22 protein-coding genes are annotated in these 24,966 nt (G+C 64.5%); 13 read left to right on the plus strand and 9 right to left on the minus strand.

Going from position 1 to position 24,966, the window contains the following annotated elements; genetic code table 11:
- Positions 1-80 precede the first annotated feature (80 nt).
- The 3 genes from ISX93_RS15820 (at position 81) to ISX93_RS15830 (ending at position 3,565) form a co-directional block, all read left to right on the plus strand.
- Positions 81-1,229 carry an IS481 family transposase gene (locus ISX93_RS15820; RefSeq protein WP_195779726.1) on the plus strand — a complete coding sequence of 383 codons (1,149 nt, stop codon included), beginning with the start codon at positions 81-83 and terminating at the stop codon, positions 1,227-1,229.
- A 318-nt stretch (positions 1,230-1,547) separates the two neighbouring features.
- A complete protein-coding gene (locus tag ISX93_RS15825; protein WP_195779727.1) occupies positions 1,548-1,856 on the plus strand; it encodes a DUF485 domain-containing protein in 309 nt (102 codons plus the stop codon).
- 20 nt (positions 1,857-1,876) lie between these two features.
- Positions 1,877-3,565 (plus strand): cation acetate symporter, encoded by a 1,689-nt coding sequence (locus tag ISX93_RS15830; RefSeq protein ID WP_442793304.1) that lies wholly within the window; start codon positions 1,877-1,879, stop codon positions 3,563-3,565.
- A 319-nt stretch (positions 3,566-3,884) separates the two neighbouring features.
- On the opposite strand, the gene ISX93_RS15835 is transcribed toward ISX93_RS15830, so the two are convergent.
- From ISX93_RS15835 to ISX93_RS15845, 3 genes are all read right to left on the minus strand, one after another.
- A complete protein-coding gene (locus tag ISX93_RS15835) occupies positions 3,885-4,592 on the minus strand; it encodes a 3'-5' exonuclease (protein WP_195779729.1) in 708 nt (235 codons plus the stop codon).
- Complete coding sequence (locus ISX93_RS15840; protein ID WP_195779730.1) at positions 4,589-6,526, minus strand: DUF294 nucleotidyltransferase-like domain-containing protein; 1,938 nt, start codon at positions 6,524-6,526, stop codon at positions 4,589-4,591. Before ISX93_RS15840 ends, ISX93_RS15835 begins: the two co-directional genes overlap by 4 nt.
- Positions 6,527-6,657: 131 nt before the next feature.
- The gene (locus ISX93_RS15845; RefSeq protein ID WP_195779731.1) at positions 6,658-7,557 is read right to left on the minus strand and encodes a LysR family transcriptional regulator; all 900 of its coding nucleotides are present in this window, start codon (positions 7,555-7,557) and stop codon (positions 6,658-6,660) included.
- Positions 7,558-7,707: 150 nt separating this feature from the next.
- Here ISX93_RS15845 and ISX93_RS15850 point away from each other — a divergent pair, with 150 nt between their 5' ends.
- From ISX93_RS15850 to ISX93_RS15890, 9 genes are all read left to right on the plus strand, one after another.
- Positions 7,708-8,787 carry an extracellular solute-binding protein gene (locus tag ISX93_RS15850; protein ID WP_195779732.1) on the plus strand — a complete coding sequence of 360 codons (1,080 nt, stop codon included), beginning with the start codon at positions 7,708-7,710 and terminating at the stop codon, positions 8,785-8,787.
- Positions 8,788-8,797: 10 nt separating this feature from the next.
- Positions 8,798-9,766 carry an agmatinase gene (gene speB, locus ISX93_RS15855; RefSeq protein ID WP_195779733.1) on the plus strand — a complete coding sequence of 323 codons (969 nt, stop codon included), beginning with the start codon at positions 8,798-8,800 and terminating at the stop codon, positions 9,764-9,766.
- Positions 9,767-9,966: 200 nt separating this feature from the next.
- On the plus strand, positions 9,967-10,947 hold the full coding sequence (locus ISX93_RS15860; RefSeq protein ID WP_195779734.1) for an NAD-dependent epimerase/dehydratase family protein: 981 nt from the start codon (positions 9,967-9,969) through the stop codon (positions 10,945-10,947).
- 125 nt (positions 10,948-11,072) lie between these two features.
- Entirely contained in the window at positions 11,073-11,837 is a 765-nt protein-coding gene (locus ISX93_RS15865) for a transporter substrate-binding domain-containing protein (RefSeq protein ID WP_195779735.1), read from the plus strand.
- A gap of 78 nt (positions 11,838-11,915) precedes the next feature.
- Positions 11,916-12,860, plus strand: a complete 945-nt coding sequence (locus tag ISX93_RS15870) for an ArsA family ATPase (protein ID WP_195779736.1) — start codon at positions 11,916-11,918, stop codon at positions 12,858-12,860.
- The gene (locus ISX93_RS15875; RefSeq protein ID WP_195779737.1) at positions 12,857-13,921 is read left to right on the plus strand and encodes an ArsA family ATPase; all 1,065 of its coding nucleotides are present in this window, start codon (positions 12,857-12,859) and stop codon (positions 13,919-13,921) included. Before ISX93_RS15870 ends, ISX93_RS15875 begins: the two co-directional genes overlap by 4 nt.
- 29 nt (positions 13,922-13,950) lie before the next feature.
- Positions 13,951-14,850 (plus strand): LysR substrate-binding domain-containing protein, encoded by a 900-nt coding sequence (locus ISX93_RS15880; RefSeq protein ID WP_195779738.1) that lies wholly within the window; start codon positions 13,951-13,953, stop codon positions 14,848-14,850.
- A 99-nt stretch (positions 14,851-14,949) separates the two neighbouring features.
- Positions 14,950-16,062: an agmatine deiminase gene (gene aguA, locus ISX93_RS15885; protein ID WP_195779739.1), complete on the plus strand. Its 1,113-nt coding sequence runs from the start codon at positions 14,950-14,952 to the stop codon at positions 16,060-16,062.
- Positions 16,063-16,225: 163 nt separating this feature from the next.
- On the plus strand, positions 16,226-17,320 hold the full coding sequence (locus ISX93_RS15890; protein ID WP_195779740.1) for an extracellular solute-binding protein: 1,095 nt from the start codon (positions 16,226-16,228) through the stop codon (positions 17,318-17,320).
- Between the two features lie 33 nt (positions 17,321-17,353).
- Here ISX93_RS15890 and ISX93_RS15895 read toward each other — a convergent pair whose 3' ends face one another.
- On the minus strand, positions 17,354-18,271 hold the full coding sequence (locus ISX93_RS15895; protein ID WP_195779741.1) for a glutathione S-transferase family protein: 918 nt from the start codon (positions 18,269-18,271) through the stop codon (positions 17,354-17,356).
- Between the two features lie 143 nt (positions 18,272-18,414).
- A complete protein-coding gene (locus tag ISX93_RS15900; protein WP_195779742.1) occupies positions 18,415-18,792 on the minus strand; it encodes a YajD family HNH nuclease in 378 nt (125 codons plus the stop codon).
- 97 nt (positions 18,793-18,889) lie between these two features.
- On the opposite strand from ISX93_RS15900, the gene ISX93_RS15905 reads away from it, so the two are divergent.
- Positions 18,890-20,029 carry a glycerate kinase gene (locus tag ISX93_RS15905; RefSeq protein ID WP_195779743.1) on the plus strand — a complete coding sequence of 380 codons (1,140 nt, stop codon included), beginning with the start codon at positions 18,890-18,892 and terminating at the stop codon, positions 20,027-20,029.
- Positions 20,030-20,393: 364 nt separating this feature from the next.
- On the opposite strand, the gene ISX93_RS15910 is transcribed toward ISX93_RS15905, so the two are convergent.
- The 4 genes from ISX93_RS15910 to ISX93_RS15925 form a co-directional block, all read right to left on the minus strand.
- On the minus strand, positions 20,394-20,843 hold the full coding sequence (locus ISX93_RS15910; RefSeq protein WP_195779744.1) for an Hsp20/alpha crystallin family protein: 450 nt from the start codon (positions 20,841-20,843) through the stop codon (positions 20,394-20,396).
- Positions 20,844-20,996: 153 nt separating this feature from the next.
- Complete coding sequence (locus tag ISX93_RS15915; RefSeq protein WP_195779745.1) at positions 20,997-21,137, minus strand: hypothetical protein; 141 nt, start codon at positions 21,135-21,137, stop codon at positions 20,997-20,999.
- 185 nt (positions 21,138-21,322) lie between these two features.
- Positions 21,323-22,966: a hypothetical protein gene (locus tag ISX93_RS15920; RefSeq protein WP_195779746.1), complete on the minus strand. Its 1,644-nt coding sequence runs from the start codon at positions 22,964-22,966 to the stop codon at positions 21,323-21,325.
- Positions 22,967-23,390: 424 nt separating this feature from the next.
- A complete protein-coding gene (locus tag ISX93_RS15925; protein ID WP_195779747.1) occupies positions 23,391-24,926 on the minus strand; it encodes a P-loop ATPase, Sll1717 family in 1,536 nt (511 codons plus the stop codon).
- Positions 24,927-24,966: the final 40 nt, after the last annotated feature.

The raw sequence follows: 24,966 nt of genomic DNA on the forward strand, positions 1-24,966 counted from the left end.
TGTACGGACCGGACACATAGGTGACAGGTGTGCGGAGACATGGCTGACACTTTCGGTAGTGACCTGCCGAGCCGATAACCATGCCTTGGAACGCTAAAGACACCATGAGCCTTAGAGAAGAATTCGTACTGCTGGCCCGACAAGATGGCGCTAATCGCCGCGAGTTATGTCGGCGCTTCGGGATCAGCCCCCAAACCGCCTACAAGTGGCTGACCCGGCACAAGCAACATGGCAGCGATGGCCTGGCCGACATTTCCAGACGCCCTAAAACCAGCCCGCGATTGACTGACACTGACCTGGAGCAGGCTGTTGTGGCGTTGCGCCGGGAACACCCTTGTTGGGGCGGACGGAAACTGAGCCGGCGCTTGCAGGACTTGGGGAAACCCCTGCTCGCCCCCAGCACCATCACCAGCATTCTGCACCGCCATGAACTGATCTCTCCCCAGAGCTCAGAGGCAGCCACGCCCTGGAAGCGCTTCGAGCACGCCGCCCCCAATGACCTCTGGCAGATGGACTTCAAGGGCTGTTTTCAGACTTCCGAGGGTGTCTGCCATCCCTTGACCGTGCTGGATGACCATTCACGCTTCAATCTGGGTATCCGTGTCTGCTCCGAGCAACGCTACCGCACGGTCCGGGCGCAGTTGATCGAGATCTTCAGGCGCTATGGCCTGCCGGTACGTATCAACACTGACAACGGTGCGCCTTGGGGGGCCGCGCGTCAGCCGGGGCAACTAACTGAGTTGGCGATCTGGCTGATCCGGCTGGGTATCCGCCTGAGCTACAGCCGCCCGTATCACCCGCAAACCAACGGCAAGGACGAGCGTTTCCATCGCTCCCTCAAGGCCGAAGTCCTCAACGGACGCAGTTTCCACTCGCTGCAGGAGGCCCAGGCGGCTTTCGATTGCTGGCGTGAGGTTTACAACCAGCAGCGTCCCCATGAGGCCTTGCAGATGGCTACGCCGACTACCCGCTACCAGATAAGCCCCAAGACCTATCCCGAGGAACTTCCGGAGATTGAATACGGACCAAACGATACCGTGGTGACGGTGAGCAAATGGGGCGGGGCAATCAGCTTCCATGGCAGAGACTACAAGCTCTCTAACCCGCTCGCAGGTCTGCCGGTAGCAATCAGGCCATCCGGCAAAAAAGATGGCTTGTACGATGTGTACTTCATCCACCACAAACTGATGCAGATTGATCTACGGGAGCCGGCCGAGGCCGGTGCATAATCCGTCAACCATGTGTCCGCACATGTGTCCACCATGTCTCCGGTCTATACAGGCAAGCAAGAAAAGTGAGGCGCCCGGCGGGGCGCAACCGAAGCTATCAAGCAGCCTCGATAATCAGCTCGGCACATGGGCCCAACAACACGGATTTCCAATCCGGCAACCGTTTCCCGCCGCCGAGCAATGAACCTGATCCAGCCTGTCAGCACTGGTAAGACTTTAGTCGAATCAGCTCCTTTCCTACGACTAAGGTCGTCTGTTGTCCTGCCTGTGCGGTACTAGAGTACAGCTACCGATCACCACCCGCAGAAGGTCTGTGCCATGAACGAAGACATGTTCGACCGGATTACCGCCAATCCGCACTATCAGGAGCTGAGGGCCAAGCGCAGCCGCTTTGCCTGGCTGCTCACCATCATCATGCTCGTAGTCTATTACGGCTACATCCTGCTCATCGCCTTTGACAAGGAGTTGCTGGCCAGGCCGATCGGCGACGGCGTGATGACCCTTGGTATCCCGGTGGGGCTGGGCGTCATCGTCTTCACCATCCTGATTACCGGTTTTTATGTCCGTCGGGCGAACTCGGAGTTTGACGAGCTGACCCGCAAGATCGTCGAGGAGACCCGTCAATGAAACGCCATAACATTCAGGCTTTGCTGGCGCTGCTGCTCGCCGGCTTCTCCGTCACCGCGCTGGCCGCGGGTGGCGATCTTGGCCAGCTGGAAAAGCAGGCCACCAACTGGACTGCCATCGGCATGTTCTCGCTGTTCGTCATCGGCACGCTGTTCATCACCAAATGGGCCGCCTCGAAGACCAAGTCGGCCGCCGACTTCTACACCGCCGGTGGCGGCATCACCGGGTTCCAGAACGGCCTGGCGATTGCCGGCGACTACATGTCGGCCGCCTCCTTCCTGGGTATTTCCGCGGCGGTGATGGTCGGTGGCTACGACGGCCTGATCTACTCGATCGGCTTCCTCGTCGGCTGGCCGATCCTGACCTTCCTGATGGCCGAGCGCCTGCGCAACCTGGGCAAGTTCACCTTTGCCGATGTGGCGGCGTACCGCTTCCAGCAAGGTCCGATCCGTGTCTTCGCGGCCTCCGGCACCCTGGTGGTGGTGGCGTTCTACCTGATCGCGCAGATGGTCGGTGCCGGCCAGCTGATCAAGCTGCTGTTCGGTCTCGAGTACTGGATGGCGGTGGTCAGCGTCGGCGCGCTGATGATGGTCTATGTGCTGTTCGGCGGCATGACCGCCACCACCTGGGTACAGATCATCAAGGCCGGCCTGCTGCTCTCGGGTGCGTCCTTCATGGCCTTCATGGTGCTGATGCACTACGGCTTCTCGCCGGAAGCGCTGTTCGCTGCTGCGGTCCAGGTCAAGGAAGCTGGCGCGGTCAAAGCCGGCCAGGATGCTGCCACGGCAGCCACCACCGGTCTGTCGATCATGGCCCCGGGCAGTTTCGTCAAGGACCCGATCTCGGCCATTTCCTTCGGCATGGCACTGATGTTCGGTACCGCCGGCCTGCCGCACATCCTCATGCGCTTCTTCACCGTGCCGGATGGCAAGGAAGCCCGCAAGTCGGTGTTCTGGGCGACCACCTGGATCGGCTACTTCTACCTGCTGACCTTCATCATCGGCTTCGGCGCCATCGTCCTGGTCTCGACCAATCCGCAGTTCCTCGATGCAGTCGGCGTCCTCCGCGGCGGCGGCAACATGGCGGCGATCCACCTGGCTGACGCGGTGGGCGGCAACCTGTTCCTCGGCTTCATCTCCGCGGTCGCCTTCGCCACCATCCTGGCGGTGGTATCGGGCCTGACCCTGTCCGGCGCCTCGGCGGTATCGCACGACCTGTACGCCACCGTGTTCAAGAAGGGCAAGGCCGATTCGGCTTCCGAGCTGAAAGTGTCGCGCCGTACCACCGTGGTACTGGGCATCGTGGCGGTGATCCTCGGGATCGCCTTCGAGAAGCAGAACATCGCCTTCATGGTATCGCTGGCCTTCGCCATCGCCGCATCGGCCAACTTCCCGGTGCTGTTCATGTCGCTGATGTGGAAGAACTGCACCACCCGCGGCGCCACCATCGGCGGCTTCATGGGCCTGATCACTGCGGTGGTGCTGACCGTGCTGTCGAAGTCGATCTGGGTAGACATCTTCGGTAATGCCGAAGCCCTGTTCCCCTACACCTCGCCCGCGCTGTTCTCGATGATTGCCGGCTTCGGCGGCATCTGGCTGTTCTCCCTGCTGGATAACAGTGATCGTGCCCGCATCGACCGTGCCGGCTACCCGGCGCAGGCCCTGCGTGGCGAAACCGGTATCGGTATCTCGGTCGCTTCGGGTCACTGATAACCGTACATGCATTGCTCCCTTCAGGCGGCCTTCGGGCCGCCTTTTTTATGCGCCTGCAACCCTTGCAGGGCTGCCAGGCAAAAGCCAAAGCTCGCGCCGCGGGCGGTGCTCCTACAGGGTTATCGGCTGGGTCGAAAACGTGTGCAGGTGCACTGCCTCTGTAGGAGCTCCGCCCCCGGCGCGATAAGGTCGGCGCGGGGCCGCCGGTTGGGCAGGGCGGTTCGGCTGGCGGGAAGGCGCGGGCTGACTGCGGATTGCAAGTTCGCCGGCAAAGGCATCTCCCCGCAACCGCAAAGGTGCTCAGTGCAGGGCAGGATCAGAAGCTGTGTTGTTGCCGGCGGCGCCAGCCGTGCAGCTGTTGCTGGAGGCTGGCCAGGCTGTCGATGCCCTGGCGCTGGGCGCGGTTGAACAGGATCAGGGCCAGTTCGGCGGTCACCAGCGCATCGGCGCTGGCACTGTGGCGGGCCAGCACCTGCAGGCCGAAATACTTGACCCAGGCATCCAGCCCGCCCTTGTGGATGCCGGCCTTGGGAAAGAGCATCGGCGCCACCTCGGCCAGGTCTATGAAGCTGTGGCGCAGGTCGTAATCCAGCACCTCGCGCAGGGCGCGGGACAGCATGCGCTGGTCGAAGGGCGCGTGGTAGCCGAGTACCGGGCTGTCGCCGAGGAACTGCATGAAGTCCAGCAGGGCTTCGGCGGGGTCGAGGCCGGCGGCGATGGTGCTTGGCGCCAGGCCGTGGATCAGGATGCTTTCGCTGACCTGGTGATCCTGCTGCATGGTGCACTCGTACTGGCTGCCGAGGTCGATGTCGCCGTCCTCGATGACCACCGCGCCGATCGACAGCACCTTGTCGCGGTTGACGTTGAGGCCGGTGGTTTCCAGGTCCAGCACGACAAAGCGCTGCTCGCGCAGTGGCCGGTTGTCCGCTGCCCGGGCCGGCGGCAGGGCCGCGCGGCGGGCCAGCTGCGCCGCGCCGAGCACGCTGCCCCTGGCCGGGGCCAGCCAGCTGAACCACTTTTTCATAGCTGGTAACGCTGGGCGAGGCTGGCTTGCAGGCGCTGCGCCTGGCGAAAGGATTCGCGCAGGATGCGCCGGTCGAGGTCGTTCAGCTCGTCCGGGTCGATGCGGTTGGAGAATGCCTCGCCGGACTTGGCCAGTGCCTGGTGGTTCTGCATGCGGATCAGCTGGATAAACAGGTAGGCCTCCTCGTAGGCGGCCCCGTCCAGAGCCTCGATCACGCCGCGGCGGACCAGCTGGTCGAAGCGCTCGAGAGTGCTGCAGGATTCGACACCGTTGGCCAGCGCGAGCAGGCGTGCGGCATCGACGAAGGGGGTCAGGCCCTGGACCTTGAGGTCGAGGGTGTGCTTCTCGGCGCCCTTGCGCGCCACCTCGAACTCACGGAACAGGCCGCCCAGCGGCGGCCGGTGGCGCAGGGCGTTTTCCGCCATCATGCGCTGGAACACGCTGTTGTCGGCAATCAGCCCGAGGACTTCCTGGCGCAGCTGTTCGCAGCCTTCCTCGGCGCCCCAGACCACCCGCAGGTCGAAGAAGATGGTCGAGCCGAGCAGGTTCTCCGGGGTGGCCTCGCGGACGAAGTCGGACAAGCGCCGGCTCCACTCCTGGCGCGACAGGCACAGCTGCGGGTTGCCGGCCATGATGTTGCCCTGGCACAGGCTGAAGCCGCACTGGTCGAGGGCCTGGTTGATGCGCTGGGCGAGGGGCAGCAGGCACTGGCGAATGCGTTCGGCCTCCCGGGCGTCGCTCGCCTCGAAGAGGATACCGTTGTCCTGGTCGGTGTGCAGGGTCTGCTCGCGGCGGCCTTCGCTGCCGAACACCAGCCAGCTGAAGGGAATCCCCGGATCGCCGAGTTCCTCGATGCACAGCTCGATGACCCGGCACACCGTGTGGTCGTTGAGCAGGGTGATCAGGTGGGTGATCTGCGCCGCGCTGGCGCCGTGGGCCAGCATGCGCTGGGCCAGCTGGCCGATGTCATGGCGCAGGTGCACCAGGGTTTCCAGGCTGCCGGCGTGGCGGATGGTGCGCGCCAGGTGCACCAGGTCGACCCGCTGCAGGGAGAACAGGTCGCGCTCGGAGACCACGCCGCACAGGCGCTCGTTTTCCACCACGCAGACGTGCGCGATATGCCGCTCGGTCATCGCCAGCGCGGCATCGAAGGCACTCGCCCGGCGCGGCAGGTGGAAGGGCCTGGGGGTCATCAGCTGGCTGATCGGCTGGCCGAGGTCGGCGCCGTCGCGGGCAATGGTCTTGCGCAGGTCGCGCAGGGTGAAGATGCCCAGCGCCTGCATGTCCGCGCCGGCAATCACGATGCTGCCGACCTGCCGCTCGTGCATCAGGCGCACCGCGCCCTGCAGGGTCTCCTCGGGGCCGCAGGTCAGCGGCTCGCGGATCGCCAGCTCGCCAAGGGTGGTTTCCAGCGAGTACTGCGAGCCGAGGCTTTCCGCGGCACGCGCCTGCACCTGCTGGTTGACCTGGTCGAGCAGGCTGCTGACGCCGCGCAGGGCGAAGTCGCGGAACGGATTGGAGTTGGAGAACAGGCGGACGAACGCCGGCTTGTTCAGCAGCAGGCAGAAGGTGTCCTCGGCGGCCAGGTGCTCGGTGCGGGTGGCGCGCTCGCCGAGCAGTGCGGCCAGCGGAAAGCATTCGCCGGTGGAGATCTCGAAGGTGTTCGGCTCGCCATCCTTGGCCTGCAGCGCGCGCTTGCCGTGGATGCGCCCCTGCTTGACGATGTAGAAGTACTGCACCGGGCCCTCTTCGGGCTTGATGATGGAGTCGCCGGCGGCATAGAAGCGCAAGCGGCAGTTCTCCACCAGATAGCCCAGGTGGGCCTGCTCCATCTGGTTGAACGGGGGGTACTTCTTGAGGAACTCCAGGGTGCCCTGGATATTCTGCTGGACGGCAATCCTGCCCGTCTGATCGAAAGCATCCGCCTTGCTCATGCCGGCCTCGTCGCCAAATGGAATCAGTGTGTCCGCTGTCGCCCGCTGGCAGGCAGCCAGTGGCCCTCGCGACACCCTAGCCGGCCGCGGCGCCACTGGCTATTGCACTTAAGTCTAGCGGCGCGCCGCCCTCAAGCGCTGGCGAAGGCCGCCAGCAGGTCCTCGACCAGCGCGCGCTGGGCATCGCCGGGATGCCGGCCGCGGTGATTGGCCAGGTGGAATTGCACGCGGAAACCCAGCTGCGCGGGCAGCAGCGCGCGCAACTGGCCGCTGGCCAGCCAGGGCGCGGCAATGTGTTCGGGCAGGTAGCCGATGTGCGCGCCGGACAGGATGAACGCCAGGCTGCCCTCGACCTGCTCGCAGTGCGCGCTGCTCTGGCGGGTCTGCAGCGGCTGGGTGGCGGTGATCGAGCGGTAGGGGTGGTAGACCAGGTCGCAGCCGGCCAGGTCCTCGCGACTGATCTGCTCGCGCTGGAACAGCGGATGGCCACTGGCGCAGTACAGCGCCTGCTGCTCGCTGAACAGCGGCTGGTAGTCGAGGGCACTCTGGTTGCCGGCGAAGTAGCCGATGGCCAGCTGCAGCTGGTCCTGCAGCAGGCGCCGCTCCAGTTCGGCCGGCACCGCGCTGATCAGCTCGATCCGCACCGCCTGGTTGCGCCGGCGAAAGCGTCCGATGGCCGCCGCCACGCGCTGCAGGACCTGGCTGTCGAGGGCTTCGGAAAGGCCGATGCGCAGCTCGCCGAGCAGCTTGTCGGCCATGTCCCGGGCCTCGTCCTTGAACAGGTCGATGGCCTGCAGCAGGCGGTAGGTGGCCTGCAGCACCTGCGCGCCCTTGGGTGTCAGGCTGAAGCCGGCCTTGCCGCGCTCGCACAGGCGAAACCCCAGGCGGGTTTCCAGCTTGGCCATCTGCGTGCTGATGGTCGATTGGCCGATTCCCAGTTCGCCCTGGGCGGCGCTGAAGCCGCCGCACTCGGCGACGCGGACGAACAGGCGCAGCAGTTGCAGGTCGAGGTCACGCAGCTGGCTGAGCATGCCGGCTCCAAACATTGATAAATATGAATGTCAAAGTAGCACACTTCATATTTATCGGAAGCAAATCCCGGCGCAGGATGCACGCCTGTCTAGGAGCCAGCTGGCTCCTACGGAACGATTTGACTCGCCAACCCGAATGAGGCCGCCACCATGCGTCTGCTTGCCTGTTTGCTGTTGTCCTGCCTGTGCCTGCCGGCGCTGGCCGAAGACAAGCTCCTGAATATCTACAGCTGGTCGTCGTATATCCCCGAGAAGGGCCTGCAGCAGTTCAAGGACGAGACCGGCATCGCGGTGAAGTACGACATGTTCGACAGCGCCGAGGCACTCGACAGCAAGCTGCTCACCGGCGGCAGCGGCTATGACGTGGTGTTCCCGGCCTCCAGCGGCCTGGCGCGGGCGATCAAGGCCCAAGCGGTTCAGGAAGTGCCGCATGACAGCCTGCCTAATTACGCCAACCTCGACCCGGAGCTGCTGGCCAAGCTGGCCGCCAGCGACCCGGGCAACCGCTACGGCGTGCCCTACACCTGGGGCACCGTGGGCCTCGGCCTGAACCTGCAGGCGCTGCAGCAGCGCCTGCCGAACGTGCCGCTGAACAGCCTCGACCTGCTGTTCAAGCCCGAATACGCCAGCCGGCTGAAAGACTGTGGGATCGCCGTGCTGGATTCGCCGCAGGAAGTGATCAGCCTTGCGCTCAACTACCTGGGCCATGATCCGTACAGTCACCAGGCCAGCGACCTCAAGGACGTGCAGCAACTGCTCGCCACCCTGCAACCCAACGTGCGCTACGTCGGCACTGGCCGGCACATCGACGACCTGGCCAAGGGCGAGATCTGCCTGGCGCTGACCTACAACGGTGACGCCGGCATGGCCGCCGCCCAGGCCGCCGAAAACCAGCAGCCGTTCGAGGTGGTCTACCGCATCCCGCGCGAAGGCACGCTGATCTGGTTCGACGTCATGGCCATTCCGGTGGATGCGCCGCACCCGGCAGCCGCGCGCAGTTTCATCGACTTCATGCTGCGCCCGGAGGTGATCGCCGAGCTGACCAACAGCATCTACTTCGCCAATGCCAACCAGGCCGCCGATGCGCTGATCGACCCGGCGATCAAGGGTGATCCGGATATCTACCCGCCGCGGGAAGTGCGCGCCAAGCTGTTCAGCGAGCAACTGCTGTCGCTCAAGCAGCAGCGCGAGCGCACCCGCATCTGGACCAGTTTCCGCAGTCAGTATTGAGGAGTCGATCATGGAAGCGTTTCAGGGCAACGACCTGGCCATCACCCGCGACAGCCTGTACGGCACCTTTTCCGAGCCGACCTACGCCGGCGTCACCAGCTTCATGCGCCGCCGCTACACCCGTGACCTGACCGGCGTCGACCTGGTGGTCAGCGGCGTGCCGTTCGACAGCGCCACCACCAACCGCCCGGGTGCCCGTTTCGGCCCGCGGGCGGTGCGTGCTGCATCCATCACCAGTGCCTGGGAGCGGCACTGGCCATGGGAGTTCGACCCGTTCGAGCTGCTCGCCAGCATCGACTACGGCGATTGCGACTTCGACCATTCGCAACCGCAGCACACCCCGGCTGCCATCGAGGCGCATGCGGACAAGATCCTCGGCGCCGGCTGCGCCATGCTGACCTTTGGCGGTGACCACTTCATCAGCTACCCGCTGCTCAAGGCCCATGCCAGGCTGCACGGCAGGCTGTCGCTGGTGCACTTCGATGCGCACAGCGACACCTGGCCGGACACCGACGAGGGCACGCAGGGCATCAATCACGGCACCATGTTCTATTACGCCGCCAAACAGGGGCTGGTGGATCCGGCGCGTTCGGTGCAGATCGGCCTGCGCACCACCAATGACGACGTGCTGGGCTTTCAGGTGCTGGATGCCCGGCAGGTGCAGCGCAGCACCCCGGAGCAGATCGCGGCGCAGATCAAGGCAAGGGTAGGGGACAATCCGGTGTACCTGACCTTCGACATCGACTGCCTCGACCCGGCCTACGCCCCCGGCACCGGCACCCCGGTCCCCGGCGGGCTGAGCAGCCACCAGGCGCTGGAAATCCTGCGTTGCCTGCGCGGCATCAACCTGATCGGCATGGATGTGGTGGAAGTCTCGCCACCCTACGACCACGCCGAAGTCACCGCGCTGGCCGCCGCCTATGTGGCGATGGAACTGGTTTGCCTGTACGCCGCGCGGCACAAGCTCAAGGAACGCTGAGGGCAAGCGCCGCGCAACGAATCGCCTGGGGCGGGTGCAACCCACCGCTGGCTGAATCCATTGCGCGGCTTGCCGCTTGCTGGGTTATGCCGGGTTGCACCCGCCCTGCAAATGCCGGGCAATCCGCGTACGTTTGGCCGCTGCATTTCGTGCTACTTTCCCTGCGGATAAACAGCATCCCGGACGGAGAGAAATACACCATGGCACGCAGCGCATTTGTCACCGGCAGCACCGGCTTTGTCGGCCTCAACCTGGTGCAGAAACTCAAGAATGACGGCTGGGATGTCACCGCGCTGCACCGCGCCAGTTCCGACCTGGGCTTGCTCTCGCGCTTTTCGCCAAACCTCGCGCAGGGCGAGATCACCGATGCCGCCTCGATCCTCAAGGCCTTGCCGAATGGCATCGACACGCTGTTTCACGTGGCCGGCAATACCAGCATGTGGCGCCAGGGCAATGCCCAGCAGACCCGCGACAATGTCGAAGGCACGCGCAACGTGGTCGAGGCGGCGCTGGCCAAGGGCGTGCGGAGGCTGGTGGTGACCTCGTCAATCTCCGCCTATGGCCCGGTCAGCGGCGCCATCACCGAGGAAACCCCGAGCCTGGCGGCCAGCTCCACGGTCAATTACGAACTCAGCAAATGGCAGGCCCAGGAAATCGCCCGCGCGGCCATGGCCCGCGGCCTCGAGGTTGTCATCATGCAGCCCGGCGCGATCATGGGGCCCTATGACATCGGCACCTGGTCACGCCTGTTCCCGCTGGTCCGCGATGGCAAGATGAACCAGGTGCCGCGCGCCGGGCTGACCTTCGCCCACGTCCGCGAAGTGGTCGGCGCGCATGTGGCGGCGGCGGACAAGGGCGAGAACGGCGGGCAGTACCTGCTTGGTGGCGAAAACCGCAGCATGCTCGAGCTGGTGCGCTGCATCGAGCAGCTGCTGGGCAAGCCGGCCAAGGCCAGGGAGGTGCCTGGCCCGCTGCTCACGGTGGTGGCCGCGGTCAGCGATTTCATCAGCAATTTCACCGGCAAGGAGCCCGCGCTCACCCCGGAAATGGCCAAGGGCTTTGCCGGCAGCGTCACCATCACTGCCGCCAAGGCGCAGCGCGAGCTGGGTTTCAGGATCGTGCCGCTGGAGGAGATGGTCAGGGATTGCTACGACTGGATGGTGGCCGAAGGGCGCATCTGAGCCTGCACCTGCCTGCGCCCGCCAGGCTAGGCGTGGCGCTGCGCAACGCGGGCGCCCCGGGCTGTTCTGGAGAGTTGGTTGCTATGGCATTCGCGGGTAGAGGCGTATTTCTGTCCAGTCGCTGCATGCTGCTGCACATCTGCCTGGCCGGTGGCCTGCTGGTGAGCGGGCATTTGCCGGCACAGCCGTACCCGACCGTCACCCTGCATTACTCCGAACGCCAGCCGTATCAATACACCGATGGGGATGGCCGAGCTGCCGGCGTGCTGATCACGCCGACGGCCAGGGTCTTCGCCAGGGCGGGGGTTCCGGTCACCTGGAAATCCGAGCCGTTCAATCGAAGCCTGATGGTGATCCAGGCCAATACCGGTAATGACTGCTCGATCGGCTGGTTCAAGACGCCGGAGCGCGAGGGTTTTGCCCGCTTCAGCCTGCCGATTTACCGCGACCAGCCGCAGGTCGGACTGGTGCGCGCGGACTTTCCCGTGCAGCAGGGCGTCAGCGCACGGGAGCTGCTGGGCAACCCGGAAATCCGCCTCTTGCTCAAGCAGAGTTTTGCCTATGGCGAGTACCTGGACAGCCTGATTGCCCGGCTGCCGGCCGCGCGGGTCCAGCGCGTTTCCGTCGAGGTGCCCAACCTGCTGCTGATGCTGCAGGCGCGGCGGGCCGACCTGCTCATCCTCGCGGCCGAGGAGGTCGACTTCTATGCCGCGCAGGCGGGGCAGCCACTGCAGGGGTTTCGCGTTGTCCGCCTGGCGGACCTGCCGCGGGGTGAGCTGCGTTACCTGATGTGCAGCCAGCAGGTTCCGGAGGCGATCATCCGGCGACTCGATGCGGCGATCCGCAGGGAGGTCACGCTGGATGAGCCTGCAGCCGTGAATCAGGATTGAGCGGCTGCGGCATTTGCTCGCTGGGCGCCTTCGGCGCGCTGTGGTGAAATGAATTTTTCAGCCAGGGAAATGCGGCCCTTGAAAACCTCCAGAGCTTCAGCCGGCAGCCGTCAGCCCACCGCCTACGGTGGCCAGCGCTGGCATCGCATCGTGTTCGTCACCGGCAAGGGCGGGGTCGGCAAGTCGGTGGTGGCGGCGGCCACCGCGCTGCAGTTCGCCCGCCAGGGGCACAGCGTGCTGCTGGCGGAAATGGGCAGCCGCAGCTTTTACGGGCCGTTGCTCGGCCTCTCGGTCGGCGTGGAGCCGGTGGCCTGGAAACACAACATCGGGATTGCCCGCTGGGACGTCGAGTCGACCCTGCGCGAGTACATCACACACTACCTGCCGATCAAGGCCCTGGCCGACAAGATCCTTGGCAACACGGTGATGAAGGCGCTGGTCGCGGCCGCGCCGAGCCTGTCCGAGCTGGCCATGCTCGGCAAGCTGACCGCGCCGATGCGCCACGGCTGGTACCAGCGCGAGGTCGATGTGGTGGTGGTCGACGCCTATGCCACCGGCCAGTTCATGGCCATGCTGCGCGCCCCGCGCGGCATGGCGCAGACCGCCAGTGCCGGGCCGATGCACAAGCACAGTTCGATCATGGCGCGGATGCTGGCCGATCCGGCGCTCTGCGAATACCGCCTGGTGACCCTGGCCGAGGAAATGCCGGTCACCGAGGCCTGCGAGATGGCTGCCGAACTGCTCGCCGAAACCGGCATCGCGCCGCGCGTCTACTGCAACCGCCTGCTCGAGCTGCCGGCCAGCATCCCCGCGGTGGCACGGCAGGATCCGGCGCATGACTTCGTCGCGCAGATGCGCCGCATCGACCGCCGGCAAAAGAGCAGCCTGGCGACCCTGGAACAGCTCGGCCGCCAGCGCCAGGGTCCGCTGCAGCGCTTGCCGCTGGTGACCAGCCTGGACCCCGAGTACCTGCTGGAACAGCTGGCCGATGCGCTGGCGGCCGGGGAGGAGGACGCCACATGAAAGCCCTGCTGGAAAATCACCGGGTGATTGTCTGCACCGGCAGCGGCGGGGTCGGCAAGACCACCACCTCGGCGGCGCTGGGGATTGCCGCGGCCAAGCTGGGCAAGCGCGTGCTGGTGCTGACCATCGACCCGGCGCGGCGCCTGGCCACCAGCCTGGGCATCGACAATAGCGCGGAGGATGTGCGGGTACCCGGGCAGCATTTCGCCGGCGAGCTGTATGCCGGCATGATCGACCCGGCGCGGATCTTCGCCGACTACATCGAGCGCCACAGCGAGAGCCGCGCGGCCGCGCAGCGCCTGCTCGACACGGTGCTCTACCAGCAGCTGTCGACCACCCTGTCCGGCTCCCAGGAATTCACCTCGCTGGCGCGCCTGCACGAGGCGGCCACCAGCGGCGACTACGATCTGGTCATCCTCGACACGCCGCCGGCGGCGCATGCGGTGGATTTCCTGCTGACCCCGGAAAAGCTCAACGCGGTGTTCGACTCGACCATCGTCAGCATGTTCATGGGCCGCGCGGCCGGCTTCGGCCTGGCCGCCACGGCATGGAAGCAGGGGGTGAAGATGATCCTCGGCACCCTGACGTTCCTCACCGGCTCGGAGTTCGTGCGCAATTTCACCGACTTCTTCGCTGCCATCGACGCCATCGCCCCGGAGATTCGCCGGACCAACCTGCAGGCGCAGCAACTGTTGCTCGACCCGAGCACCGCCTTCGTGCTGATCAGCAGTTTCGATGCGGCTAAGATCCAGGAAGGCGAGGCCTTCCATGACCAGTTGCTCGAGGCCGGCTACCACCTGCGCAAGGTCATCGTGAACCGCGCCTGGCCGCAGTGGTCGCAGGGCAGCGCTGCCGCACAGGCAGCGGTGCAGAAGTCCCTGCGCGCGGCGCACGCGCGCGAGCTGGCCGCCTGCCATGCCCGCCTGCTGGCCTATTACGCCGCGCGCCGCACGCTGCATACGCGCTTCGCGGAGATCCTCAGCGTGCCGGAGATGGACGGCGAAATGATCGGTCTGCCGGCGCTGGAGCGCCTGGCCAGCCGGCTGGTCGAACAAGGATGATCTGCATGCCAATCAACCGGAGCCACTGAATGCGCCGCCTGCCCTCACTCACAGCCCTGCGCACCTTCGAATGTGCTGCCCGGCATGCCCATTTTGGGCGTGCCGCGACAGAGCTGTGCGTCACCGACAGCGCCGTCAGCCACCAGATCCGCCAGCTCGAGGAGCAGCTGGGCACCAGCCTGTTTCTGCGCAACGGGCGCCAGATCAAGCCGACCCAGGCGGCCCAGCGCCTGCTGCACCGGGTGCAGCAGGCCTTCGAGCTGATTCTGGATGCCTGTGACGAAGTGCGCGATCCGGATTCGCAGGCGCAACTGCGGGTCGCGGTCACCGCGGAGCTGACGCAGAAATGGCTGGTCAGCCGGCTGGCCGATTTCAGCGCGCGCTTTCCGCACATCACCCTGCATCTCTACGAGCAGGCACTCGAGGGGCGGGTGCCGGCTAATGAAATTGATTTGGCGATTACCTACGGCACCGGCCCGGAAGATGCCAGTGCCTACTTCGTCCGGCCGTTGCCGACCCTGCAGTTTTTTCCGGTGTGCAGCCCGAGCCTGTTCAACCAGGGCAACCTGAAGCAACCGCGCGACCTGGCCCGGCATTGCCTGCTGCATGACGACCAGGACGGCAAGACCTGGACGGCCTGGCTGACCACCCATGCCGAAGACCTGCAGGCCGCCCGTCACCTGTATTTTCCCCATGCCGGCCTTGCCCTGGAGGCTGCGGCTCAGGGGCAGGGGATAGCCATGGGCGACAACCTGACCGCCACCGAGGACCTGGCCAGTGGCCGGCTGGTCCGGCCGTTTGCCGCCAGCGTGACCTCGCTCGGGCAGTACGCACTGGTCTGCGAACGCATCCGTCTGGAGAAACCGGCGGTGCTGCAGTTTCTCGACTGGCTGAGCGATCAGTTCGAACAGTCGCCGGTTAATCTGTGAATTAAATTCAGCTATTCCGCGATAATCGTCATTGGCGCGTAAACGTCAGGCCAGCGTACTGTCGGCACCTCTCTCCACAATCATGAAATGAGGTGTTGCATGGCGCGTTCCCTGACGTCGATCCCCAAGGCCGATGGCTTTCGCTTTCCCGGTGAGTTCGAGCGCAAGGCGGGTTGCTGGCTGGGCTGGCCGGAACGTCCGGATGTCTGGCGTAACGGCGCCAAACCGGCGCAGAAAGTCTGGGTCGACATCGTTACCGCCATCGCCAGCAGCGAGCCGGTGACGGTCTGCGCCTCTGCCGCGCAATACGCCAATGCGCGGCGCATGCTGCCCGAGCATGTGCGCGTGGTGGAAATGACCTGCAACGACACCTGGTTCCGTGACAGCGGTGCGATGACCGTGGTCAACGATGCCACCGGTGAAGTGCGCGGCATCGACTTCGAATTCAACGCCTACGGTGGTCTGGATGGCGGCCTGTATTACCCGTGGGACAAGGACGACCAGATCGCGCAGAAAATGCTCGAAATCGAGCGTCTGGACCGCTACCGCGCGCCGCTGATTGCCGAGAACGGCGGCATCCAGTCCGACGGTCAGGGCAGCATCCTCACCACCGAACAATGCCTGCTCAACCGCAACCGCAATGCCCATCTGGGCAAGGAAGAAGTCACCAGGCGCCTGCTCGACTATCTGGGTGCCGAGCAGGTGATCTGGTTGCCGCGCGGCTGCAAGTTCGACGAAACCGATGGCCATATCGACGATCTGGCCTGCTTCGTGCGGCCGGGCGTGGTGGTCATGCAGTGGACCGATGACCGCGACGATCCGCAGTGGGAAATCTATCAGGAGGCCTACGACATCCTGCGCAGCACCCGCGATGCCCGCGGCCGCGAACTGGAAGTGCACAAGCTGCCGCAGCCCCGGGTGCTGGAATGGACAGCCGAGGAAGCCGAAGGTCTGGACCATATCGACGGCACTCATGTGCGCGAAGCCGGGACCAGGATCTGTGCGTCCTATATCAACTACTACTGCGGCAACTCGGCGATCGTGCTGCCGCTGTTCAATGATCCGAAAGACGGCGAAGCGCGCGACATTCTGGCGGGGTTGTTCCCCAAGCACCGGATCATCGGTATCGAGAATTCCCGGGAGATCCTGCTGGGTGGTGGCAACGTAGCCTGCATCACCATGCCGCAGTACGCGGCGCCCATTAAAAGCTGAGGCCAGGTCCGGATTAGGTGGTGCTAGCCACTGTTCGCTTTCTGTAGGAGCCAGCTTGCTGGCGAGAGGCTGTGCACGCGCATCGCGAGCAAGCTCGCTCCTACAAAAGAGCTCCGCAACACGTAATTGCTTCATCACTAAAACCCACCAAAGGAATTCACCCATGAAGCCAAGAGCTCTGCTGACTGCCATAGCGTTGGGACTTGTCGCCGCTGGCGTACAGGCGGCAACCGCACAACCACAGGTCAATCTGTACATCTGGAACGAGTACGAAGCGCCGGACACCCTGAGTTCCTTCGAAGCGAAGACTGGCATCAAGGTAGTGTCTGATCATTTCGACTCGATGGAGACCGTCGACACCAAATTGATGACCGGCCACAGTGGCTACGATCTGGTGCTGACTTCCGGGCAGCACCTGAGTCGCGCAATCAGCAGCGGTGCCCTGCAAGCGCTGGACAAGTCCAGGCTGCCGAACTTTAAACAGCTCGATCCCTGGGCACTCAAGCACATGCAAGGCTTCGATGCCGGCAACCGTTACGCCGGGATCTACATGTGGGGCACCACCGGCTTCGGCTACCAGCAGCAGGCCATCGACAAGCGCATGGCCAATGCGCCGCTGGACAGCTGGGCGATGCTGCTCGACCCGCAAGTGGTATCGCGTTTTGCCGACTGTGGCGTGAGCTTTCTCAATGATCCGAATGAGGTGTTTGCCGCCACCTTCAAGTATCTGGGCCTGGACATCAACCGGCAGAACCTGGCTGACCTGAAGCTGGCCGAGGCGCATCTGGCCAAGGTGCGCCCGCACATCCGCTACTTCGACAACGACCGCAACATTGCCGATCTGGCCAATGGCGATACCTGCCTGGCCATGGCCTGGAACGGCAATGTCGCCCTGGCGGCCAGCCAGGCCGGGGAGGCGGGCAAGCCCTACAGTGTGAAATACCAGATCCCCAAAGAAGGCACGGTATTGTGGTTCGACGCCGTGGTGATTCCCCAGGATGCACCGCATCCCGAAGCGGCGCATGCCTTGCTGGATCACCTGATGACCCCCGCGGTGATTGCGGGTGTGACCAACGCGGTGTATTACGCCAACGCCGTGCCGGCAGCCAATCCGCTGGTGGATCCGGCGATCCTGAACGATCCGGGCACCTATCCACCGGCCGCCGTGCAGGCAAACCTGTACGTGAAGAACGACAATTCGCGCGAATTCGACCGGGCGCTGACCCGTGCCTTCAGTCGCCTGAAGTCGGGCCAGTAAGCGGGCGCGTGCCAGTCCTGGCGAGGGTCTGGCTCAAGCCGGATCCAGCGCAAACCCCTGCTGCGGAAAGTGCACATGCACGGTGCCCACTTCCGCCTGCTGCCTGGCCAGGATCCAGCTGTTGGCGGTGACACCGACCAGGGTGCCGGTGGTGGGTGTCTGGCGATAGTCGACCGGAGTCACCTGCATCGGCTGGCCGATGCGCTGGTCGCGGCGCTGCGCCGACGGAATGCTGCGCGGGCTGGCCTGCCGGGCCATCTCCAGCGCCTGCTCGGCGCTGATCTCGTGGCGCCGGCCATGGCCGAAGGCCTTGATCCGGTCCATCCAGGCAAGGGTTTGCGGGTGCTGCTCGAGCAGCGGCGACTCGGCCAGGTCACGCAGGAACCACAGGCTGTGGTAGGTGGAAAAGTCGGCATGGGTCGGTTGCGGGCCAAACAGGAAGTCCTGCTCGAGCAGGTTGTCAACGCTGTCCAGATGCGCTTCGACCCGGCTGCGCGCCGCGCGCCCGCTCAGCGGTTTGAACGCTGCGGTGCGTCCCATGTTCAGGCGGTCCCAGATGAAGCGTGCCATGTCCGGCAGTGACAGCGACTGGCGGAACTTGCGGCGCATGGTCGGAGTGCCCGCCAGCATGACGCAGGCAAAGAACACTTGCAGGTCCACTTCACCGACATAGGCGCGTTGCCGGGCCGGGCACTGCTCCAGGGCCAGTTCAGGGCGGCCTGACAGCCGGGCAATCTCGGCGGCAATGGTCCGCGAGTCACAGAAGATATCCGCCCCGATCTGCGCCACAGGGATCTTCCGGTAGCCGCCGGCCAGTGGGCTCAGCAACGGTCGCGGCGGCATTTCGCGGGTGATCACCGACTGCCAGTCGAGTTGCGCATAGCCGAGCATGGCGCGGATCTTTTCCGAGAACGGGGACATTGCGTAGTGATGTAGGATCAGTGCGGACATGCGTGCTCCAGGTTTTTGCTTTGATAGTCATGCGGAAGGCTACGCCCCCCCCCGACGCCCATCCAACAAAAAAGCGCCGCAACACATAATCTGGACATAGCCATTCGGGGGGTACGGTTGCAAGGCGCAGCCGGATTGCCGGGCTATTCGTCGGACTTGCCCTTGAGCAGCGCGGCCAGGTCGGCGAAGGCCTTGTGCGTCGACTTCGGCCCCTGCGGGGTGGCGGTCGAGCCTTCGGCGAAGTACTGCTGGTCGGTGTAGCGCGAGTGCTCGTTGTCGTGGCAGTACAGGCACAGCAGTTCCCAGTTGGAACCGTCCTGCGGGTTGTTGTCATGGTTGTGGTCGCGGTGGTGCACGGTCAGTTCGCTCAGGCGCTTGCCGGAGAACTCGCGGCCGCAGCGGCCGCAGACGTGCGGGTACATTTTCAGCGCCTTGTCGCGGTAGCCGGCCTCGCTGCTGCGTTGCGCCTCGGCGATGAGGCGGTCGGTCTTGAGGGTTGCCGCTGATTTTTCCGTGCTCATGCTGTCACCTGTTGCTTCGTCCAATCACATATTTGAAGCTTAACCCGCCGCGGCGTTGCATGCTGCCTAGCTGCGCGCAAACTGGACAGGAATCCGCATGAAAGTCGTCATCGCCCCCGATTCGTTCAAGGAAAGCCTTTCCGCGCCCGCGGTGGCCGCCGCCATCGCCCGCGGCTGGGCGCGGGTCTACCCGGACGCCGAACTGCTGCTGCGGCCGATGGCCGATGGCGGCGAGGGCACCGTGGAAGTGCTGCTCGCCGCGCAGGGTGGCGAGCGCCGCACGTGCCGGGTGTCGGGCCCGCTCGGCGCAGCGCTGGACGCACATTGGGGGCTGCTGGCCGACGGCAGCGCGGTGATCGAGGTGGCTGCCGCCTGCGGCCTGCATCTGCTCGAACCGGCGCAGCGCGATGTGTGCCGGGCCAGCAGCCGCGGCGCCGGTGAACTGCTGCTGGCGGCGCTGGACGCCGGCGCCCGGCGCATTGTCCTCGGCCTGGGTGGCAGTGCCTGCAACGACGCCGGCGCCGGCCTGCTGCAGGCGCTGGGCGTGCGCCTGCTGGATGCTGCCGGGCAGCCGCTCGGCCCCGGCGGCGCGGCCCTGGCGGGGCTGGCCAGCATCGACTGCAGCGGGCTGGACAGCCGCCTGCAACAGCTCGAATTGCGGGTGGCGGCCGATGTCGACAACCCGCTGTGCGGGCCGCGCGGGGCATCCGCGGTGTTCGGCCCGCAGAAGGGCGCCAGCCCCTTCGATGTCGACCTGCTCGACGCCGCCCTGGCGCATTTCGCCGCCTGCGCCAGCCACAGCCTCGGCCGCGACTGCCAGCACGAGCCGGGCGCCGGGGCGGCCGGCGGCCTGGGCTTCGCCCTCAAGGCGTTCCTTGGCGCGAGCTTCTGCCCCGGCGTCCAGCTGGTGGCACAGACTGCCGGGCTGGCCGAGGCCCTGGTCGGCGCCGATCTGGTGATCACTGGCGAGGGCCGCCTGGACGGCCAGACCCTGCATGGCAAGACCCCGGCCGGGGTCGCGCAACTGGCGCGGGCGGCGGGAGTGCCGGTACTGGCGCTGGCCGGCAGCCTCGGCGAGGGCTATCAGGCGTTGTATGCGGTGGGTATCGACGCGGCCTTCAGCCTGGTGCCGGGGCCGTTCAGCCTGCATCAGGCGATGACCCATGCCGCCGCCGAACTGGAAGCCCGCACCTGCGACCTCGCCCGCCTCTGGCGCCTGGCTCGGGGCGGGCGCTGAAGCGCAGTCAGCGCCCCCTCGCGGCGAGGGCGCCGCTCCTGCAAGAACAACCAAGCGCCTTCCCGCAGCGGCGCGCTGGCTTGGCCCTTGTTGTAGGAGCGTCGCCCTCGGCGCGAGCTTTTGCTTGTGCCTGGCCGTCCGGAACCGGTCCTGTCGCGGCGAGGGCGCCGCTCCTGCAAGAGCCATCGAGTGCCGGTCCGCAGCAGCGCTGCGGATATTGCCCAGTCCTGCAGGAGCGTCGCCCCCGGCGCGAGCCTTTGCTTTTGCCCGGCGGGCCGGAGCCGGCCCTTGTCGCGGCGAGGGCGCCGCTCCCGCAGAAGACAGTTGCGCCCGCAGAGCCTTGCGGGGCAGGTCTTTGGTGGGGTCAGCTGATGGTTATCCGCTTGGCCTCGGCAGGTTTCTGCGCGGCCTTGTGGATGGTCAGCTTGAGCACGCCATCTTCGAACTTGGCGTCGACCTTGTCTTCCTGCACATCCGGGCCGAGCGAGAAGCGCCGCAGGAACTTGCCGTAGCGCCGTTCCCGGCGGATCAGCTGGCCTTCCTTCTTCTCTTCGGTTTCCGACTTGTTTTCCGCGCTGATGGTCAGCACACCGTTGTCCAGGGAAACCTTGATGTCTTCCTTCTTCATGCCCGGCAACTCGGCGGTCACCTCGTAGGCAGTCTTGGTGTCGCGAATGTCGGTCGAGGGCATGTGCAGGTCGTTATCCAGATCGCGCATGCGCACCGGCGAGAAGAAGTTGTCCAGCAGGCTTTCCATGCCGGAAAACGGGTCGAGTGCGGAGAGGCCGCGAGGGGTATGACGAATAAGGCTCATGATTGATACTCCTTTCCATCGTTAAACAATTTCAAGGCATTGGCTCATCAGCTGCGACAGCAAGTAGCTGAATCGCTCATGCCATCCTACACCTGAATACTGGGGCTGGATTGATCTGTATCAAGGCCCTGTCACGAAAAAAATCGGTGTTCCTCAGGGGGCTCCGAGCCGCGCGAGGAAAGCGGCGATTGCCTGGTTCACCACATCCGCATGGGTGATCGGCGCCATGTGCCCAAGCTCGCTGAACGCCAGCACCTCGAGCCGTGGCAGGCTCGCGCTCAGCAGGCGGGCCACGCCATGGACGCAGGCCGTCGAGCGTTGGCCGAGCCTGCACAGCAGCGGGACATCCAGCCTGGCAACAGCCGCCAGCCATCCCGCAGCATCCCGCTGCGGCGCGGCGGTTTTTGCGCAACCCTGCAGGAGCGTCGCCCCCGGCGTGAGCTTTGCCCTGTTTATTTCATTGCACCCCCTGCGCCTGCTCAGCGCTGCGCCAGAAACACCGTGGCCTCGATCAGTTCGGGGCGCTGCGTGTCATGGCTGGCGGCCTGCGTCTGCAGGCGGGTGTAATAGTCCGCGGCCAGCTGCTGATTGCCGGCGGCTGCGGCGGCGCGGGCGGCGCCATACAGGCCGCGGAAGCGGTTCGGGTCACGCTGCAGCGAGCGCTGGAATTCCACCAGTGCCGGTCCGGGCTGGTTGAGGATGAGGAGCATCTCGCCGAGCAGTTCGCGCGAGGGCACCACGTTGCCCGGCGTCACCGGATGCTTGTCGCTGGCGTCCTCGGCGTCCGCCGCGGCGCGCATCAGCTGCAGCGCCTCGTCATTGCGCTGCTCGGCCAGGGCGATCCAGGCATTCAGCGTCATGCTCTGGAACTCGGTCTGGCTCGCCCAGTAGCCGTTCTTCGCCGCCAGCATCGCCGCCTTCAGCACCTGCAGGCGCTCCACATCCCGGCGCGCTGCGGCGGTGTCGCCGTTGCGCGCCGCACCCAGGCCGCGGGCGAAGACCAGGATGCCCTCGGCCTGCGGGAACTTGTCCCAGCCGAGGGTGGCTGGCGTCAGCTGCAGTTTCGCGGCTTGCGCCCAGTCGCCGCGCTCCAGCGCATAGCGTGCCGGCATGGCGGCGAAGGCATAGGCCGCGGGGAAATTCTCCACGTTGACCTTGTGGATCGCCGCGGCTTCGTCCACCAGCTGTTTGGCCGCGGCGTCCTGGGCCTGCTGCAGCTGGGCGAAGACCATGTAGTCCATCGCATGCAGGGCGTCATAGGCGCCGATGCCCAGGCTGTCGCCCTGCAGCTCGCCCTTGGCGGCGAGATAGGAGGCGCGGTTGCCTTCCACCATCGCCGGCCACAGGCCGACCCGCGCGTAGATGTGCGAGGGCATGTGCAGCGCATGCGGCACGCTGGGGGCGATGGCGCCGTAGGCGCGCGCCGACGGCAGGCCCTTCTCGGCCAGCGCGGCGTAGTCGTAGGTGTGGATCAGGTAGTGCGCCGCGCCCGGATGCTCGGGGTAGCGGGTGAACAGCGGCTCGAGGATGGCCGCCGCCTTGAGCTGGTTGGTGAAGTTCTTGTCGGTGGGCAGGGCGGTGATGTTCAGCGCCAGCGCATAGAGGATCTGCGCCTCCACGTCATCCGGGTACTTCGCCGCCACGCCGGCCATCGCCTGTTCGTAGGCGAGGGCGCGCGGGCGGAACTCGGTGGTCTGCCAGTCCTTGAAGAAGGCGCCGAGCGCGGCGATGTAGTCGCGTTCGCGCTGGCTGTTGGCGCCCACCCGGCTGGCATCTGCCGCGGCCGGCGCGCCAGCCTTGGCCGCCGCCGGGTTGGTCGGCCAGGTAAAGGGGTTGCCCATCGACATGATGGAAATCCCCCAGTAGGCCATGCCGCATTGCGGATCGAGCTGCAGCACCTTGTTGAACGAGGCCTTGGCCGGTTCAAACCAGAACGAGTGGAACAGCGCCATCGCGTGGTTGAATTCCTGCTGCGCCGCGGCATTGCAGGACACCGGGAAATTCACCGCACCGAGCTGTTCCGCGGCGGCGCCAGCGGGGGTGGCCGGTTCATCTGCCGTCGCCAGTGGCGCGGCAAGACAAGCCAGGAACAAGGACGAAAAAATCAGCGTTAGCGTTCGCATCTTCAGTCTCCCAACGAATATGAGCTCGCGCATCACGGCTCCGTCGAGCCACGGCAAGGGCGTGGCCTGACGGTCGGCTTCGGGGCGGGCGGTCTGGCCCGTCACGACGGCGCCATTCGAGTCGGGGTGGCCTGGGCGGGGAGGTGTACCGGCAAGCGCTGCGGGTACACGGCCGGGTTTCGGGTCGAAAGCCACGACTGCCTGTGTGGATGCGCACCACAGCGTTTCAGGCATGCCTAACTGTAGACGAAACTGGCGGATTCGCTGCCGACTATGACTGCCGGCTGCCTGGTGGGAGCAGGGTACAGCAGATAGCAGGGGATTGATTGACCTATGGGAATGGTGACGGATTTATTTTCTTGCTTTGTACGCACGCAAAAATAAATCCGTCCCTGTTTTCCCTATGGAAAAGTGTTGGGCGTCGCTAGCCCGGTTTTCGTGTCTCGGTCAAATTAAGTGCACGCACTAGGCCGTGGTGAACTCGATACTCATTGGCTTCAACGAAGCCTTGCGATGGATAGAAGCATTTGAAACGCCATTCGTTTGACGAACCCAATCGGAAGCCGATGACAGAGTTCTCAAAGAGAAACCGCAGGTTTTCCAGCGTATCTGCTGTTGCTTCTTCAATGCTGAGCTTCTTTAGCTCGATCGAAAGACTCTCAACGGAGAAGTTTGTTGAACCGTGGTTCTGAATCGCGTTGAGCAGGCTCACGATGGAGGGCCTCTGAACCTTCCATTCTTCGAGGACTTCAAGCTTCAGCCACTCAGAGTACCCGGGTTCGGCGTCGTAGATGGAATCGCATTCGAGCTTGTCAAAAGTCTGTGCTTCATCGGCGAACGGGTCATTCGCTTTGTCTTTCATGGCGTCGACAGTGCGATTCAACAGCGAGATGAGGTCGCGCGGGCGCATCATCGTTCGAAGCAAAATGTACCGGGTAGGGCGAGCCCCCTGGCGCATCTCAGTTTTGTCGAAAAGTGCATCTAGCGAAGCTACAAGCGGCTGCCCGTACTTTTCAGCGAAATAGTTAACCCGTTTCAGCATGAGGCTTGCGATCGAATCCTTCGTCCAGTGAAGTAGTGCCCCGCAATCCTCGCGCAGTTTGTTTGCGTCATTGAGGCTCAGACTGTCAAAGATGTCCTCACGGAGAAAGATGATAGGCCGAAGCTTGCCCTTGTACTGAGCGTTGATCGAATCAGACGCGGCAACCAACCCGGCGATAACCTTTCGCGATGCGTCATAAGAAACTTCGTCCCATGCTTCGTCGACTCGGTCAAAGCAGATGAATGTCGTTGGCCACTGCTCCTTAGTACTACTTAGCGCGTTGTCCAAGTAGTCGATGAGATTCTCAATATTCTCAGACAAGTGCTGCCTGAGAGACTGGTCTTTCTGGACTTGCTCGAAGCTGACCTCGCCTCCTTCCATGCTAACGGAGTCGAGGCTACCTTCTTCGAGATCAAGCCCAGCTTTCGGCAGCTTGAAACCGGAGAGGGAAAGCAGTTTGCGTCCTACGATCTGATAGATCGTTGGTACCGGACTATCAAAAAGGCGCTCTAAAAGCTTCGTGGCCGTTGCGATCTGCTTGGGCGGCGTATTTCCCGTCCGCGAGAACCAAGCGGCGACAGCCTTTAGCGATTCGACTAGAATAACGAAGCGCCAAGACTGCTTGTAGAGCAGCGATTCGGCCTTGTTTTCGTTCGTTAGGAGGGTGTGGATGTTCCAGTTGTAGTCTTCAAATGACAATGGAACTAGCAGATCGTTGGCCCCGAGAAAGTCTCTTGGATTTTCTGTTAAGTGTCGAAAGATTGCTGTCTTACCAGCGCCTTTGCGTCCAAGCACCAAGAACGATGTAGGGCTCTCGCAAACCGCCCTTAGAACGCCGTTGTCAAAAAAGTAATGCGACAGTAGGTCGTCGCGCTCAGCAGATACTTTCCCGAAGTCAATCCAATCAAGAATGCTCATCTTTCTCCCTTTAATGCTTTAAGAAAAAGGTAACGGATTT

This window comes from Pseudomonas sp. N040 (assembly GCF_015637705.1).
Classification (GTDB): Bacteria; Pseudomonadota; Gammaproteobacteria; order Pseudomonadales; family Pseudomonadaceae; genus Aquipseudomonas.

Excerpts from the sequence above, each read along its gene's own strand:
- ISX93_RS15820 (WP_195779726.1), top strand. The coding sequence starts at position 81 with ATGCCTTGGAACGCTAAAGACACCATGAGCCTTAGAGAAGAATTCGTA.
- ISX93_RS15825 (WP_195779727.1), top strand. The coding sequence starts at position 1,548 with ATGAACGAAGACATGTTCGACCGGATTACCGCCAATCCGCACTATCAG.
- ISX93_RS15835 (WP_195779729.1), bottom strand. The coding sequence starts at position 4,592 with ATGAAAAAGTGGTTCAGCTGGCTGGCCCCGGCCAGGGGCAGCGTGCTC.
- ISX93_RS15840 (WP_195779730.1), bottom strand. The coding sequence starts at position 6,526 with ATGAGCAAGGCGGATGCTTTCGATCAGACGGGCAGGATTGCCGTCCAG.
- ISX93_RS15845 (WP_195779731.1), bottom strand. The coding sequence starts at position 7,557 with ATGCTCAGCCAGCTGCGTGACCTCGACCTGCAACTGCTGCGCCTGTTC.
- ISX93_RS15850 (WP_195779732.1), top strand. The coding sequence starts at position 7,708 with ATGCGTCTGCTTGCCTGTTTGCTGTTGTCCTGCCTGTGCCTGCCGGCG.
- speB (WP_195779733.1), top strand. The coding sequence starts at position 8,798 with ATGGAAGCGTTTCAGGGCAACGACCTGGCCATCACCCGCGACAGCCTG.
- ISX93_RS15860 (WP_195779734.1), top strand. The coding sequence starts at position 9,967 with ATGGCACGCAGCGCATTTGTCACCGGCAGCACCGGCTTTGTCGGCCTC.
- ISX93_RS15865 (WP_195779735.1), top strand. The coding sequence starts at position 11,073 with ATGCTGCTGCACATCTGCCTGGCCGGTGGCCTGCTGGTGAGCGGGCAT.
- ISX93_RS15875 (WP_195779737.1), top strand. The coding sequence starts at position 12,857 with ATGAAAGCCCTGCTGGAAAATCACCGGGTGATTGTCTGCACCGGCAGC.
- ISX93_RS15880 (WP_195779738.1), top strand. The coding sequence starts at position 13,951 with ATGCGCCGCCTGCCCTCACTCACAGCCCTGCGCACCTTCGAATGTGCT.
- aguA (WP_195779739.1), top strand. The coding sequence starts at position 14,950 with ATGGCGCGTTCCCTGACGTCGATCCCCAAGGCCGATGGCTTTCGCTTT.
- ISX93_RS15890 (WP_195779740.1), top strand. The coding sequence starts at position 16,226 with ATGAAGCCAAGAGCTCTGCTGACTGCCATAGCGTTGGGACTTGTCGCC.
- ISX93_RS15895 (WP_195779741.1), bottom strand. The coding sequence starts at position 18,271 with ATGTCCGCACTGATCCTACATCACTACGCAATGTCCCCGTTCTCGGAA.
- ISX93_RS15900 (WP_195779742.1), bottom strand. The coding sequence starts at position 18,792 with ATGAGCACGGAAAAATCAGCGGCAACCCTCAAGACCGACCGCCTCATC.
- ISX93_RS15905 (WP_195779743.1), top strand. The coding sequence starts at position 18,890 with ATGAAAGTCGTCATCGCCCCCGATTCGTTCAAGGAAAGCCTTTCCGCG.
- ISX93_RS15910 (WP_195779744.1), bottom strand. The coding sequence starts at position 20,843 with ATGAGCCTTATTCGTCATACCCCTCGCGGCCTCTCCGCACTCGACCCG.
- ISX93_RS15920 (WP_195779746.1), bottom strand. The coding sequence starts at position 22,966 with ATGCGAACGCTAACGCTGATTTTTTCGTCCTTGTTCCTGGCTTGTCTT.
- ISX93_RS15925 (WP_195779747.1), bottom strand. The coding sequence starts at position 24,926 with ATGAGCATTCTTGATTGGATTGACTTCGGGAAAGTATCTGCTGAGCGC.